This is a genomic window from Citrobacter amalonaticus, from assembly GCF_001559075.2.
Lineage (GTDB): Bacteria > Pseudomonadota > Gammaproteobacteria > Enterobacterales > Enterobacteriaceae > Citrobacter_A > Citrobacter_A amalonaticus_F.
The window spans coordinates 4,010,911-4,026,031 of record NZ_CP014015.2 but is presented as its reverse complement, the minus strand read 5'-3'; the positions used below and the strand labels follow the sequence as shown (position 1 = coordinate 4,026,031).

Here is a 15,121-nt window from a genome sequence, read left to right as displayed (position 1 = left end):
AAGGAAGCAGTGACCGTGGCAAAGAATTATTATGACATCACCCTCGCACTGGCTGGGATCTGCCAGTCAGCACGCCTGGTGCAACAACTGGCGCACCAGGGACATTGTGATGCCGATGCGCTCCACGTCTCACTGAACAGCGTTATCGATATGAACCCCAGCTCAACGCTGGGCGTGTTCGGCGGCAGCGAGGCGAATCTGCGCCTCGGTCTGGAAACCCTGCTCGGCGTGCTGAATGCCAGCAGCCGTCAGGGGCTGAACGCGGAACTGACCCGCTACACGCTGAGTCTGATGGTACTCGAGCGTAAACTCACCGCCGCCAAAGGCGCGCTTGACACGCTGGGCGAGCGGATCAACGGCCTGCAACGCCAGCTCGATCACTTTGATCTGCAATCCGAAACGCTGATGAGCGCGATGGCCGGTATTTATGTCGATGTCATCAGTCCGCTCGGTCCACGCATTCAGGTGACCGGTTCCCCTGCCGTATTGCAGAGCCCACAGGTACAGGCCAAGGTTCGCGCCTCGCTTCTGGCCGGCATTCGCGCCGCGGTGCTCTGGCACCAGGTTGGCGGCGGCCGTCTGCAGTTAATGTTTTCTCGTCATCGCCTGACCACTCAGGCAAAACAAATTCTTGCTCATTTAACCCCGGAGTTGTGATCTATGGAATTATCCTCACTGACCGCCGTTTCCCCTGTCGATGGACGCTACGGCGATAAAGTCAGCGCGCTGCGCGGGATTTTCAGCGAATACGGTTTGCTGAAATACCGTGTACAGGTAGAAGTACGCTGGCTGCAAAAACTGGCCGCGCACGCAGCGATCAAGGAAGTTCCTGCTTTTGCTGCCGACGCAATCGGTTTCCTCGATGCTATCGTCGCGAACTTCAATGAAGAAGATGCCGCGCGTATTAAAACTATCGAGCGCACCACCAACCACGACGTCAAGGCGGTTGAGTATTTCCTGAAAGAAAAAGTGGCGAATGTACCGGAACTGCATGCCGTTTCTGAATTCATTCACTTCGCCTGCACCTCGGAAGACATCAACAACCTGTCTCACGCGCTGATGCTGAAAACCGCCCGCGATGAAGTGGTGCTGCCTTACTGGCGTCAACTGATCGACGCGGTCAAAGATCTGTCCGTGCAGTATCGCGATATTCCCCTGCTCTCCCGCACCCACGGCCAGCCGGCTACGCCGTCAACGCTGGGTAAAGAGATGGCTAACGTCGCTTATCGTATGGAACGTCAGTTCCGTCAGCTTAACCAGGCCGAAATCCTCGGCAAAATCAACGGCGCCGTCGGTAACTATAACGCCCATATCGCCGCCTATCCGGAAGTGGACTGGCATCAGTTCAGCGAAGAGTTCGTCACCTCGCTGGGTATTCAGTGGAACCCGTACACCACGCAGATCGAGCCGCACGACTATATCGCCGAACTGTTTGACTGCATCGCCCGCTTTAACACCATTCTGATCGACTTCGATCGTGACGTCTGGGGTTACATCGCGCTGAACCACTTCAAGCAGAAAACCATTGCCGGCGAAATTGGTTCTTCCACCATGCCGCATAAAGTGAACCCTATCGACTTCGAAAACTCCGAGGGTAACCTGGGGCTGTCTAATGCGGTACTGCAGCATCTGGCGAGCAAACTGCCGGTTTCCCGCTGGCAGCGCGATCTGACGGACTCCACCGTTCTGCGTAACCTGGGCGTGGGTATCGGCTATGCGCTGATCGCCTATCAGTCCACGCTGAAAGGGGTGAGCAAACTGGAAGTGAACCGCGACCGTTTGCTGGACGAGCTGGATCATAACTGGGAAGTACTGGCAGAGCCGATCCAGACCGTGATGCGTCGTTACGGTATTGAAAAACCGTACGAGAAGCTGAAAGAGCTAACCCGTGGTAAGCGTGTCGACGCGGAAGGCATGAAGCAATTCATCGACAGTCTGCCGCTGCCGGACGACGAGAAAACCCGCCTGAAAGCCATGACTCCGGCCAATTATATTGGTCGCGCCATCACCATGGTGGATGAGCTGAAGTAATCCCTTGCCCGGTGGCGCGACGTCACCGGGCCGACTTCCGCGCATGGCTCATACCGCCCTTCGGCACTTCCCTTTTCCCGGTTTACGAAATGTTTATCCCCGCAACACCATAATCAGCGTTAAACTGCGTACATAAAAAACAAACAGCTTTTAAAACATGCATTTATAACAATATCAATATGTTGAAATGGACTTAATCAGACGATAACAGAGAATATCAGGTATTTTATCGCACCTAAAGTTGCCCCTAACCTACTATTTGCCCCCAAATTTGCCCCCAAAATCCATACCAAAAACCAATAAAAACCCCGCCGAAGCAGGGTTATGTAGAATCGGCATGGTTGCGAAGAATTACTGAATTTTCAGCACAGCCCCCGCAAGGCTATTCATAACCTCATCCTTCGGAGCTACTATCCAGTCCTTTTTCCTGAAATAGCTAACGAAGGCATCGAATGACATGACAACCTGATCTTCATATAACGGGTATGAGCCTTGGACCACTCCTTTTTCATCCAAATGCAACAGCACTCTACCCGGTCCCTGCTGGGGCATTGCAGAAGGAAGTGAGTTCAGATTCTGCCCTTTCGGTAGAAATTCACCTTCCAGGGCTTTCCCTGCAAGATACTCCATAGCCTCCGCAACCTGCTTTGCCGTCAACTCGTCAATGTGGTTAACGCCGAACTCACGGTGGATCATCTTGTAAAGCGGCTGATAATGAATGCCTGTTTTGCCCATAATGCGGTTTACCAGACCGCGCAATGGGGTGCGATCGTCAGCCGTTGTTTCTGACTTGTGCGGGTTAACAGCTTGCCCTTTCGTCCAGTAGTCATAGAGAACATCGTCGCACTCTTCCTGATAACGGATCACCTGGTCGCGGATCTCTGGCCGAACTTTGTTAGGACTGATAGTGTTCATCCAGGCGGCCAGTTTTCGAAGGGCAAGGCAAATCATCTTTTGAGTACCGCCAGTGGTGGGTATGGTGATTTCCACCATACCTTTAGAAAAACGCTGCTTTATCTTAATAAACTGACTTTTCCAGTCCATCCCCATGCCTTCAACGATTGGCTTCATCGGTGTGTACGGCTCGCCATTATGGTTGATCACGTACAGAGCAGAACCGTAGAATGGGACGTTGATAGCCAGATTTCCAGTTGTTATACTCGCCATGTCAATATTTCCTTTGCAGATATGTTGATACCGAAGCCCTGACTATTGCCGTAGTTGGGGCTTCACTCTTTTTAATGGCCATTAGCCATGTCCTCACGCAAGCTTTTAGCCAACCGCTGCACAATCGCAGAGTTAATCGAGATACCGTCCATTTCTGCCAAGCGGCGGATCTCTTCTTTCATTTGTTCAGGAAGCCGCAGTTGGAAACTCTCACTTTTACGCCCTGAATAACTTACATTTCCCATTTCTATCCCCTTTAGCCATAGAACCAACTTGGTTCTACAACCAATTTAACACTATTTATAATAGTGTCAAGTAGGTGCTATGATGATACAAGTTTGTATCATAGGTTTTTGATGATGAGTAAATTCCCGAGCCAAGAAATGGACCGATTCAACGTAAGATTGCCTGATGGTATGCGTGATGCAATAGCGGAACGCGCCAAACAAAATGGAAGATCAATGAACTCTGAGATCGTGCAAATTCTTGAGGACGCGTTATTCGGGAAGCACTCTCCCGATGACCCGCTGGGAGACAAGCTAAGGCACGCCATAGATAAAGCAATTGACGGCGTGCTGAAGGACTATTGACTAACTAATAAGGGCTTTCTATGAAATTGACCGCAGAGCAATTACGCAATGGATGTCAGTGGCTATCCAGAGAACTGACTCGACTCGAACAACTTAACCGACCTCTTTCGATTGATGAATTCTTTGACCTCTCCGAGGACGAGAAATTTATCAACACTATGTTTGAAAAATATGGACATTTTATCATTGGCCTCCACCTGCTAGATCACCGAAGTGAGCACTGTAATAAAGAACTAATTTCATACATGGAAAATGCCCTTGGTCGGCACACGAACGTTATTACAAGAGGCACCTATGGCGTAGTTGATAATGCCTACCTGCTAGCAATCAATGTTCTGTTCGACATTTCTCGTGAAGCTGATGGGATGTAACAAAAAACCCACCTAATCCCAGAGACGCTCAAAGGCATTTACGGAAAGGAAAAATGAGCAAAGAAAAAGTAGCGTTTTTATACCCAAGCCGGAAAGACGGTCAGCATGACACTGCTACAGCCCTTCTTGTCTATGACTCACCATCGTTCCCTTTCACTTTGGATATTAATTTTCACGCCTATTTTCTTGGGTTTTCGCATAATACGGCGTACTGGATTACATACGAGATCTACAAAGATGATAGCGACTTAGATGAGCCAATATCTAAAAAAGGGCTTTGGCTCAGAGCCAAGGGAAATCCAGGAGATGAAGACCTTTCCGCTGCCGCCGGGCTCAAGCTAAGTGACTGCCAATTCAAAGAACCAGGGCACTACTTCATTCAGGCAACTATCTATCTTGATAAGATCGCAGTACATAAAAATAAAGCTTACTTTAAAGTGGATTTGAACAATGAATGATACAATTCAAGATGTATCACTACCAAACCAGAATCGGCTTAAAGTTGTTCAACCCCACGAAACCTCAGATGACTACGGTAGCGGTGGCGGCAGAGGATCAGGTATGGAACCAAGAGTTGCGAAACTTGAATCTGATGTGAGTTATATCCAGCGGGATATTGAGCTTCTTCAGAAGGACATTAAGTCCATTGATAGCAGGCTTAGCACCATCGAAACCAGCCTTGCCACAATGAAAACCACCATCAAAGCAACAGGTGCCGTTGTCACTGTTGTATTTGCTTTTTGTACCTATGTCTTCGGTAGTTACGTCTCGAAAATTCTTGATGCACTAAACGGATTGGTTCTTAAGTAAGCCCACCTGAGTGGACCATCAAGGAGCAGACATGAACGAGTCAAAATCAATTTTCATCATCATGTGGGTAGTAACATTCTTCCCGTGCTACCGGATGGCAAGGAAAGCCGGGTTTGGTTGGCCAATGGCGATCTTCCTTTCGATTCCTGTTATCCACTACATCACGCTTTATTTCTTCGCTTTCAAAAGGTGGCCCACTCTCCCTAATGCTTAACACTGAGCCCACCTGAGCGAGTTTTAAAAGTCAGATCACCGGGCAATCATCTTCAATGATCCTTCTGATGTGTCGAGGGCTAAAAATCCGCTGTGAGCGAAGAGCGGACACCAGTATGAAGTAAACAGGCGCCCGTTAATATTACGCGGAAATATTACTTAACCCGTTTCCCCGTTTCGTCAATGACCTTTTCGCCATCTTCTTTGGTAAAAGAACTTTTCTGACCTTCAGGTAGAATATCCAGCACCATTTCGGAGGGGCGACAAAGACGTGTGCCGAGCGGTGTCACTACAATCGGCCGATTAATCAGTAGCGGATGCTGAATCATAAATTCAATCAACTGTTCATCAGAAAATTTGTCTTCATCAAGACCCAACAACTCATAAGGTTCGACGTTCTTACGCAGCAATGTACGTACTGAAATACCCATATCTGAAATCAGATTGCTAAGTTCATTACGAGTCGGGGGCGTATCGAGATAATAAATAATGGTTGGTTCGTTACCGCTGTTACGGATCATCTCCAGCGTGTTACGTGAAGTGCCACAGGCTGGATTGTGATAGATGGTAATGTTGCTCATATCAGTATCTCATTACAAAGTGATAGAGAGCCGCCACGCCAGCGCGGCCAGAGTGACGAAAAGCACGGGCAAGGTCATGATTATGCCGGTGCGGAAGTAATATCCCCAGGTGATGGTCATATTTTTCTGTGCCAGCACATGAAGCCACAGCAGGGTTGCTAGGCTACCTATCGGGGTGATTTTAGGACCTAAATCGCAGCCAATCACGTTGGCATAAATCATCGCCTCTCTGACGATGCCGGTCGCAGTGCTCCCGTCTATCGACAATGCACCAATAAGTACCGTCGGCATATTGTTCATCACAGACGACAGGAACGCTGTCAGGAAGCCGGTACCGAACGTGGCAGCCCATAAACCTTTGTCTGCCAGCAAATTGAGTACCGCTGAAAGATACTCAGTCAGTCCTGCGTTACGCAGCCCGTAGACGACCAGATACATACCCAGCGAGAAAATCACGATCTGCCAGGGCGCATCGCGCAGCACTTTTCCGGTATTTATGGCATGACCACGCTTTGCTACCACGAAAAGCACCGCAGCCCCAACTGCTGCTATAGCACTTACAGGGATCCCCAGCGGCTCCAGAACAAAGAAACCGACCAGCAGGAACAGCAGAACAATCCAGCCAGCTCTAAATGTAGCAGGATCTTTAATCGCACTGGCAGGCATCTTAAGTAGCGAAACGTCATATTTGGCCGGGATATCGCGGCGGAAGAATCGATGGAGCATGACCAGCGTGGCAGCTATGGCCGCCAGGTTCACAGGGACCATCACGGAGGCGTACTGCTTAAAGCCCAGTCCGAAGAAATCCGCTGAGACAATATTGACAAGATTGGAAACTATCAGCGGCAGGCTGGCGGTATCAGCAATGAATCCTGCTGCCATGACAAAGGCCAGAGTAGTCGCCTGGCTGAATCCCAGTGCGAGCAGCATCGCGATCACAATCGGCGTCAGAATCAGTGCTGCGCCGTCGTTAGCAAACAGCGCGGCAACAGCAGCACCAAGCAGTACTATCCAGGTAAACAACAGGCGGCCACGTCCATTACCCCAGCGGGAGACGTGCAATGCGGCCCATTCAAAGAAGCCGGACTCATCGAGCAGCAGGCTGATGATGATGACCGCAATAAATGCCGCTGTCGCGTTCCAGACGATATTCCAGACAACGGGAATATCAGCGATATGGATGACACCGGTTACCAGCGCCAGCACAGCCCCGATACTCGCGCTCCAGCCAATACTCAGACCTCTGGGCTGCCAGATCACCAGTACCAGCGTCAGTAAAAATATACTCCCTGCCAAAAGCATCTCAGACTCCGTTATATATGATTATGTAAATGTGTTTTCTGTCTCAGCAGGAGGTGCAAGCTGATTTGTCCAGCCATTTACGCACATCCTCCCGCATACACTGCCAGGACGTCGTGATCGTCTCTGCCGCCCATGCTGGCATGTGGGGAGACAGGCGGTAGTGAATCCATTTGCCTTCCCGGCGGTCAAGTACCAGTTCTGCTTCACGAAGAATCGCCATGTGGCGAGAAATCTTGGGCTGTGACTCAGTGGTGGCCGCGCATATATCGCATACGCATAGTTCGCCGGACTCCCGGAGAAGCATGACAATGGCGAGACGTGTTTCATCCGACAGGATTTTGAAAAGCTGAACAGGTTGTAGCATTTTTCACTCCGTTCCCTTTAGAATATATATATGGTAAATCATATGTATTTATTTTGAAATCATCTGTTCTCTCCGGAGGAGAAAAATGGAACAATTTCCTGCCCTGTCTACTGAATGCTTTGATCAACACATCGCTGAACAATTACACCTGCAGGAGCCGCCACGGATTCTGATCCTGTATGGCTCAGTAAGAGAGCGCTCTTACAGCCGCTTTGCCGCGGAGGAAGCAGGCCGCCTGCTGACAGCGATGGGCGCGGAGGTAAAACTCTTTAACCCCTCCGGTTTACCCCTGCCGGATGATGCGCCAGACACGCATCCTAAGGTCACCGAGCTGCGTGGTCTGGTCAGATGGTGTGGACGGGATGGTGTGGAGTTCTCCGGAACGGCACGGGGCTATGAGCGCTGTTATGAAGGCACAGATCGACTGGATACCCTTAAGTGAAGGTGCAGTTCGCCCTTCGCAGGGCAAAACTCTTGCGGTAATGCAGGTATGTGGCGGCTCGCAGTCTTTTAATGCCGTGAACCAGATGCGTATTCTTGGACGCTGGATGAGGATGTTCACTATTCCCAACCAATCTTCAGTAGCCAAAGCCTGGCAGGAATTCGATGAGAACGGGCGAATGAAACCTTCGTCCTGGTATGATCGTATCGTCGATGTCGCTGAGGAACTGTTTAAAATTACGCTGTTGCTCAAGGGGCAAGCCGGTTACCTTGCCGATCGCTACAGTGAACGAAAAGAGAGCCATCAGGAGCTTTCATCCCGCGTCAATCAGGACAAAATTTAACGTCCTTTCTTATTGAGCACAAAAACGTCCGCTTTGGCACTGAGCTGCCGTCAATAAGGTTTAAAGGGCAGCGTTGATCTAGAAGCTGACACTGAAAAGGCTATTATGGGGCTAACCACGCATATCGAAGCCGGATTTTTGAAAATCTCTATAGACTTCTGGATTGTTGAAGGCTGGAAATTTGGCTTTATGGGCTGCTGATTTTATCGCTTCGCAATAGGCTTTATTGCCGTTGCTGGTTGATATATTTAAAGCCGTGCCATCCTGAGCAAATTCAATATGCAACCTGCATTTTTTCCCCTTCCAGTTTTGCGGCTGATCAAGTTTGGCATTTATTGCCGCCCTGATTGCCCGCGCTTTCGCACCCCATTCATCCTGATCATCCCAGCGTCCTGAACTGCAACTACCTGTTGCCGTGGTCTTATGGCAGCCGGAAGGATGTAGCGGCGCGCAACCCACTGCCAAGCTGACCACAATGGCCAGCATAACGATTTTCTTTACTGTTTCAGACGATCCCACTTCTTGTCCCTCAATCCATTTAAACCTCAGTAATACTGGCATATTCTTCGATCATTCCTGATACCTTTTCAACCACTAATTATCTACATCAACTGGATGTTTCGAATGAGCCTTCTGAATATGTAGAGAGGGGAATAGGCCCCGGTTTATTACTTAATAATTGGCACAAGCAGTTTTTACGTCCACTTCAGGCACAATGTCGTCACCTTAACGGAAAATCTCCAGTTCGCTCACCCGCTATACATTAAACGCCCCACATTTAAGACATCCTCAAAACAGTAACGATAATTATTTGCATTAATATGGTATGTTGAATGTGCTTATAACAAGACAGACTTCTCATGGCGGAAGATAAGACTCATCGCATGGGAAATAACCTGTGGCTGCGTTGAGATGCAGCATCAATACAATTTATGGAGATAAGATGAGAAGAATTTCAGTCCGTTCGGTGTTGTTGGCCTCCACTATTGCGATGTCAACCGCCACAACGGCATACGCCGATAGCCAATGGGCAGCCGCCACCACTACCTTCCCTGGCAGTATCCGTGCAGGGTCACGGGATGTTCCTGTTAAGCCCGGAGATAAAACTGTCATAGCGATTAAGAGCCTGCAGGCGGGCACGACCGTCACCATGCTGAATGGTGCGGAAGTCCTGACACCGAAACCACTGACCGCCGACGAGAAGGGAAACCTCACTATTCCGCTAACCGTTCCGGCCGATGCTGCTACAGGCCTTCACCCACTCACTGTTATCACGCAAAATCCCGCGAGCGTTTCGCAGGTCATGTTGAAATTGTCCCAAATTGTTCCCCCGAAAAATACTGAGGCTTTCAGGCTGCAAACAATTCCCGTCGGTGAGCGAGCTTACCAGTCGGCAGTTTCAGCCGACGGGAAGCTGTTCGTGACCTCTGCACGTGGCCCGAATGATGGTAGCCGCCTGATGAGACTGAACGCCGTAACGCTGACTGTCGAAGCGGAGGCTACGCTGCCTAAAGACAAAAAGGGTGAGCAGATTGGGGTCTTCGGCATCGGTGTTGATAATGTCCATAATCATGTATGGGCGACGAACACGCTCGTCGGGACGGTGACCGTCTATGACGCAAAAACGCTTTCCGTCGTGAAAGTCTTCCCGGAGGGGTCGGTCGTACATCCACGCGATGTAATTATTGATGAAGCTCACAATCGGGCTTATGTCAGCGCAGCGCTGACCGGTTTTATCGAGGTATATGATACCAAAACGCTGGAACATATCGGTCAGATGGAGTTCGTAACTGACCGCGGTCGCGACCAGTTTTACAGTACAGATCTTGCCCTCGACAGTGCCGATAGGAAACTCTACGGCGTCAGCCGCGATACGCCATGGATAGGCTGGATTGATCTCAAAACGGGTAAGAGTACAACGGTGAAAATACCTCAGGCGCAAGGTGCAACTGACATCGCTCGCGATCCGGAGACTGGCCGTCTTTACGTCGCTTCCCAGGAGACGAACAATGTCGTGGTTCTTGATGCGGACGGTAAGGTTCTCGCTGATACTTACATTGGTGCCGGGGGCGTATCTGTCGTCTGGGATCCCGTGACGTCGCAGGTCTTCGCCGCCACGCGCGCAGGCGGAACCGTAGCTGTTCTGAACAAGGATGGTAAACTGGTCGCTAATATCCCGATGGGTGATGCGCCAAACCACCTGACCGCCGGGCCTGATGGTGCCGTTTATCTGGTGTCTATGTATGGTATTCCCGGGGATAAAGCTCAAACAGGCTCGGTGACGAAAATAACCATAAAAAGATAGCGGCTTTAATCCGCCACGTTATTCTCAGGCAGGTCAGCCTGGCATTATTATTAACCCCCAGCCGTCTTTGGGGTGGGGGTATGTTCCGGGCATATCTGACCGACATTCATACCCTCTTACTTGAGACAGGCTGACGCCCATCGCGATCCATAAACACAAATTTGCAACAAATACTCCGCGCTGCAATATCTACTGCACGAAGCTGCCCGTACGCAAGTATCTATGGGGCAACTCTGAGCTAGAAGCTGAAGTATACACTCATCATCACCCCTGATGGACTCATAACATTGAGGTGTATTATTAAACGGGGAGCAAATCAACTTAAGCATGTACGTTTGCATTGTACTAAGATGCTTATCCGACAGGTGCTTTAAGATATAGTCTCAGGATCAAGATGGATTTTTCGACATGACCAGAACAGAAAGGCTTCTCGAATTACTACAGATATTAAGGGCGCAACGATATCCGATCACTGCTTCCACTCTCTCAGAACGATTAGGAATAAGTGTGCGCTCCCTTTACAGAGATATTAAAACGCTACAACACCAGGGTGTATCCATTCAAGGAGGCGCAGGAATTGGATATATCATCAAGTCTGACTTTCATTTACCTCCTTTAAATCTTTCTCATGAAGAAATCAATGCCATTACACTTGGGTTAAATTGGGTTTCTCATAATACGGATTATAATTTCAAAAGCACCGCAAGGAATGCGCTTGCCAAAATACATGCCGTCATTCCTGGTGAATTAAAAAATCTTATTGAGAATCAATCCTATCTGACCGGTCCTTCAGAAAAGAATGAAATATTCTTCGAAGACATTCGTAATGCTATTAAAAATCGAAAAAGAATCAAAATAACGTATCGTAACAAGCAAGATGTTTACTCTTCTCGAATTATATGGCCCATCGCATTGGTATATATGGAGTCATGCTGGCTTTTGGTTGCATGGTGTGAGATGAGAAATGATTTTCGTCATTTCAGAACTGATAAAATCGAAGATATTGTGCTACTGGATTCCATGTACAGGGAAAGCAGAACGGTTTTATTGAAAAAATGGAGAATAAAAGAAGGGATCTGCGTAGGGAAAGAGTACTGACAAAAACTGTCACAGCTAATTTGTATACTTCCCCAGATGTAAGACTCAATTCTACTTCATAGGGGGAATTATGAATTTTCAGAATAAAGTTGCTATTATAACAGGAAGTACCGCAGGTATAGGTGAAGCCGTCGCAGAGCAATTACACAAACAGGGTGCTAAGGTCGTTATTGTATCCCGCTCATCAGAGCAGGCTAAACAAAAAGCGAAACTGTTATCTTCACAGGGACAACAAGCATTGGGGATAGGATGTGATGTGTCGCAGCCTGGACAAGTACAGAAAATGATAGATGACGTTATCAAATATTTTGGCAGGCTTGATTATGCTGTAAATAATGCAGGCTTAACAGGTGAGCATGGTAAAGACATAACAGAACAGACAGTTGAAAACTGGGATAATGTCATTGCTACCTCATTGAGCGGCATTTTTTACTGCCTAAAATACGAGATACCTCAGATGATGAAGTCTGGTGGCTCTATTGTTAATTTATCTGCAGTAAATGGGCTGGTTGGCATTCCTGGATTGGCACCTTACACCGCGGCTAAGCATGGTATAATCGGTTTAACCCAAACCGCAGCGCTTGAGTTTGCATGTAAAGGCATTCGAATCAATGCGGTCGCGCCGGGCTATGTCCAAACCCCACGAATGAGTGAATTCCCTGAAAATATCGTACGCAGTTTCACAAATAGTCACCCAATGAAAAGGATGGCAAAAATGCAAGAAATAGCAGACTTCATATTGTTTTTGCTGTCAGACAAATCAGCGTTCTGTACTGGTGGAGTATATCCAATTGATGGTGGGTATCTAGCTGAGTGAAATTTCTCTTAAGTCCTTTTTAACCGTAATAATTGCCTCACCTGGTGGCAGGTTCAATGGGTGTTAGAATATATAATTAACGCTTCCATTATAGGGCTAGTGATAAAGTATTTCCAGCATGGATTAACATGAGGTTTGATGATCGGCTCTCCACTGGTTCATACATCATGCCATTAACAATATCCGCTTCACGCCCTGAGGCATTCAACCAACCTGTTATGGCTTATTGAATGCCTATTTTTTATGTGGGGTATTGTTGGGACAAAACCAAGATATTATCCGGACGTGAATCGATGTCAGATCACCGGTAAGCGTCCAGCGAGAGCTATCTGGTTATAATCTGATGTATCCGACAAAGTGGTGTCCATCAATTTCTATTTAAAATAGGATACAAAAAATGGCCCCTGAGGGCCATAAGATAATCAGAAGTTATAATTAAGACTTACTGAATAATTTCGTGGTTCATTGAATGCCACTCCCCCCGATGGGTTCGTGTTGTATTCGCGATCAAACAGGTTTTTGATGTTTCCTTGTACTGAGATGTTTTTGTTTACCTGATAACGGGCAAACAGATTTGCCAGCGGATAACTTCCCTGATGGATGCGTTCTGTCTGACCTGATGGATTCGTCGCCTTTTTATAGGTGCGGTTCTGCCAGTTGATCCCCCCGCCAACTGTCAGTTCAGGTAACACAGGAAGGCTATAACTACTAAATAGTTTCAGGCTGGTTTGAGACATATAAGGATTGGTTCGTTCACCAGTTGCATCTTTAGCAACATAACGTGTAGCACCGAATGTTAACTTCAGATTATCCGTTATCGCTCCATTGATTTCGAAATCGATACCCCGACTCACAACACCTTTAGCTGCTTTATAAGCATTTTCACTGCTGTTATTGACATAAGTATCACTCAGAATTTGACCAAGATTATCTTGCTCAATGCGGAATACAGACAGACTTGCAGTTATTCTGCTGTTATCCCAGTCCCCTTTTATGCCCGCTTCATAGTCCTTACCGGTTACAGGCTTCAGATAATTCCCCTGTTGATCACGGTAAGTCTGCGGCTGGAAAATAGAGGTATAACTGGTAAATGCCGAATACGTCTCGTTGATGTCGTAAACCAGGCCGCCATAAGGAGTAATGTTATTTTTCTCCATATCAGCGGAAGTGCCATGTGAACTGTAACGGGTATAACGTGCACCAATAATTAAAGCGAGTGGATCAGCAAGTGAGAAACGGGCAGCAGCATAACCCGCATTCTGACGGATAGTATCTTCAGATGATAGTGCCCATGCTGGCCAGTCAGGTTCAGCAACATCACCATTCCAGTTGTTCCAGTCACCAATTTCTTCCGGAGAAAGCATGGAAGAAGAGTAAGTATAACGGTTGCGCTGACGGCTGTAATCAACTCCTGTAACCAACTGATGCTGACGACCAAATAATTCAAATGGGCCAGTGGCATAAGCATCTACAGCAGTCTGTGTGCGCAGGCCTTTATACCAGCCAGCAAAGCCTGGAGCAGCGTTGGTAAAAAGACCGGTGGCCTGGTCCGGATAACCAGAAACATAGAGCAGTTTACTGTCAAAATCTGATTCAACATGTGTTCCATTAAGACGCGCCTGCCAGCCATTGTCAAAGTTGGTGGTCAGGTTCGCGAACACCTTGCGTGACAGAATATTGTAATGCGTCCAGTCCGCTGAAGGGTTATCTCCACGATTGTAATCAATACGGCTGCCGTTGCTGTACCAGGTGGGCAATCCTCCCCATGTCGGCCCGTCGGTATTCCTGCTCTGGTAGTCATAACCCAGGTCCAGCGTGGTGTTGTCGGTAATATCCGCCGCCATGGTCGCGTAGAGGAACTTCTTCCTTTTATGATAGCGATCCACCCAGCTGTCCTGATCCTGGTAACCCGTCACCACGCGGCCACGCAGCGATCCTGACTCATTAAGCGGCCCGGATAAATCAGCAACGTAGCGCTGGTTATCCCAGCTTCCGTAACTTGCTGACAGATTGCCGGCAAAGGTTTTACTGTCGGCTTTTTTACGGATCATGTTAATGGCCGCCCCCGGATTTCCTGTGCCAGTCATCAGTCCCGCTGAGCCACGGACAACATCTATACGCTCATAGATGGCTGAATCACCGTCCGTTTCACCAAAGTTCCACGCGCCCGTCTGGGTGGAGGGGATATCGTCATAGGTATAGTTATTGATGTAAAAGCCGCGTGAGTAAAAGTCCACGCGCTCAGAGTCATTCTGCGAAGCAGAAATTCCTGTAACATTAGCCAGTGCATCGCCGACATCCTGTAAGTCCTGGTCTTTAATTCTCTCCTGGGTCATCACACTGACTGACTGAGGGATATCTCGTTGAGACAGGTTCAGTTTCGTACCCGCCCTTGTGGCTGGCACAGTATATGAGCGGGAACTGTCCACTACCTTTCCGTTACGACCATCTGATATGACAACTATAGATTCTTCGGACCGATTATTATCTTTTTGACTGCTGCTATCAACTGCGTTTGCGTCGTTTACAAAGAGTACATGACTGATGCAATTTATTAATAATGAATAAGAAAATTTCTTCTTTAGTCCTGCGGTGTTACGTTGTTGGTTGCCACATCTTTCTGTGAAAGACATTTTAATACCTCATCATTTATTTTATGTATGCGTATGTATTCCTGTTTTAAGTTC

General features: G+C 48.1%; 16 protein-coding genes and 2 pseudogenes. 11 read left to right on the top strand and 7 right to left on the bottom strand.

Annotated elements, in window-relative coordinates:
- Positions 1-15: 15 nt before the first annotated feature.
- Both hflD and purB read left to right on the top strand, forming a co-directional pair.
- Positions 16-657, top strand: a complete 642-nt coding sequence (gene hflD, locus AL479_RS19510) for a high frequency lysogenization protein HflD (protein ID WP_061078020.1) — start codon at positions 16-18, stop codon at positions 655-657.
- Between the two features lie 3 nt (positions 658-660).
- Positions 661-2,031, top strand: a complete 1,371-nt coding sequence (gene purB / locus AL479_RS19505; RefSeq protein WP_061077269.1) for an adenylosuccinate lyase — start codon at positions 661-663, stop codon at positions 2,029-2,031.
- Positions 2,032-2,382: 351 nt separating this feature from the next.
- On the opposite strand, the gene AL479_RS19500 is transcribed toward purB, so the two are convergent.
- The gene (locus AL479_RS19500; protein ID WP_061077268.1) at positions 2,383-3,198 is read right to left on the bottom strand and encodes a phage antirepressor N-terminal domain-containing protein; all 816 of its coding nucleotides are present in this window, start codon (positions 3,196-3,198) and stop codon (positions 2,383-2,385) included.
- Positions 3,199-3,269: 71 nt separating this feature from the next.
- Complete coding sequence (locus tag AL479_RS19495; protein ID WP_061077267.1) at positions 3,270-3,443, bottom strand: Arc family DNA-binding protein; 174 nt, start codon at positions 3,441-3,443, stop codon at positions 3,270-3,272.
- 114 nt (positions 3,444-3,557) lie between these two features.
- On the opposite strand from AL479_RS19495, the pseudogene AL479_RS19490 reads away from it, so the two are divergent.
- From AL479_RS19490 to AL479_RS19470, 5 genes and pseudogenes are all read left to right on the top strand, one after another.
- Positions 3,558-3,698: pseudogene (locus AL479_RS19490) on the top strand (Arc family DNA-binding protein); the annotation flags it as partial.
- Positions 3,699-3,808: 110 nt separating this feature from the next.
- Entirely contained in the window at positions 3,809-4,159 is a 351-nt protein-coding gene (locus tag AL479_RS19485) for a hypothetical protein (protein WP_061077266.1), read from the top strand.
- Between the two features lie 53 nt (positions 4,160-4,212).
- On the top strand, positions 4,213-4,617 hold the full coding sequence (locus tag AL479_RS19480; protein WP_061077265.1) for a hypothetical protein: 405 nt from the start codon (positions 4,213-4,215) through the stop codon (positions 4,615-4,617).
- The gene (locus AL479_RS19475; protein ID WP_061077264.1) at positions 4,610-4,969 is read left to right on the top strand and encodes a hypothetical protein; all 360 of its coding nucleotides are present in this window, start codon (positions 4,610-4,612) and stop codon (positions 4,967-4,969) included. Before AL479_RS19480 ends, AL479_RS19475 begins: the two co-directional genes overlap by 8 nt.
- Positions 4,970-5,000: 31 nt before the next feature.
- Positions 5,001-5,183, top strand: coding sequence for a hypothetical protein (locus tag AL479_RS19470; protein ID WP_044326823.1), 183 nt, complete (start codon positions 5,001-5,003; stop codon positions 5,181-5,183).
- A gap of 154 nt (positions 5,184-5,337) precedes the next feature.
- Here the strand turns inward: AL479_RS19470 and arsC are convergent, their stop codons facing one another.
- Genes arsC through AL479_RS19455 form a run of 3 tightly spaced genes read right to left on the bottom strand, consistent with a single transcriptional unit; the run spans position 5,338 to position 7,429 of the window.
- A complete protein-coding gene (gene arsC / locus AL479_RS19465; RefSeq protein ID WP_105291787.1) occupies positions 5,338-5,763 on the bottom strand; it encodes a glutaredoxin-dependent arsenate reductase in 426 nt (141 codons plus the stop codon).
- A gap of 12 nt (positions 5,764-5,775) precedes the next feature.
- Positions 5,776-7,065 (bottom strand): arsenic transporter, encoded by a 1,290-nt coding sequence (locus AL479_RS19460; protein WP_061077263.1) that lies wholly within the window; start codon positions 7,063-7,065, stop codon positions 5,776-5,778.
- Between the two features lie 43 nt (positions 7,066-7,108).
- Positions 7,109-7,429 (bottom strand): transcriptional regulator, encoded by a 321-nt coding sequence (locus AL479_RS19455; RefSeq protein WP_061077262.1) that lies wholly within the window; start codon positions 7,427-7,429, stop codon positions 7,109-7,111.
- A gap of 85 nt (positions 7,430-7,514) precedes the next feature.
- Here AL479_RS19455 and arsH point away from each other — a divergent pair.
- Positions 7,515-8,214: pseudogene (gene arsH / locus AL479_RS19450) on the top strand (arsenical resistance protein ArsH).
- A 111-nt stretch (positions 8,215-8,325) separates the two neighbouring features.
- Here the strand turns inward: arsH and AL479_RS19445 are convergent.
- On the bottom strand, positions 8,326-8,775 hold the full coding sequence (locus AL479_RS19445) for a cell envelope integrity TolA C-terminal domain-containing protein (protein ID WP_105291786.1): 450 nt from the start codon (positions 8,773-8,775) through the stop codon (positions 8,326-8,328).
- 382 nt (positions 8,776-9,157) lie between these two features.
- On the opposite strand from AL479_RS19445, the gene AL479_RS19440 reads away from it, so the two are divergent.
- From AL479_RS19440 to AL479_RS19430, 3 genes are all read left to right on the top strand, one after another.
- Positions 9,158-10,519 (top strand): YncE family protein, encoded by a 1,362-nt coding sequence (locus AL479_RS19440; protein WP_061077261.1) that lies wholly within the window; start codon positions 9,158-9,160, stop codon positions 10,517-10,519.
- A 408-nt stretch (positions 10,520-10,927) separates the two neighbouring features.
- Entirely contained in the window at positions 10,928-11,617 is a 690-nt protein-coding gene (locus tag AL479_RS19435) for a helix-turn-helix transcriptional regulator (RefSeq protein WP_061077260.1), read from the top strand.
- Between the two features lie 70 nt (positions 11,618-11,687).
- Complete coding sequence (locus tag AL479_RS19430) at positions 11,688-12,434, top strand: SDR family NAD(P)-dependent oxidoreductase (RefSeq protein ID WP_061077259.1); 747 nt, start codon at positions 11,688-11,690, stop codon at positions 12,432-12,434.
- 422 nt (positions 12,435-12,856) lie between these two features.
- Here AL479_RS19430 and fhuE read toward each other — a convergent pair whose 3' ends face one another.
- Entirely contained in the window at positions 12,857-15,067 is a 2,211-nt protein-coding gene (gene fhuE / locus AL479_RS19425; RefSeq protein ID WP_061077258.1) for a ferric-rhodotorulic acid/ferric-coprogen receptor FhuE, read from the bottom strand.
- Positions 15,068-15,121: the final 54 nt, after the last annotated feature.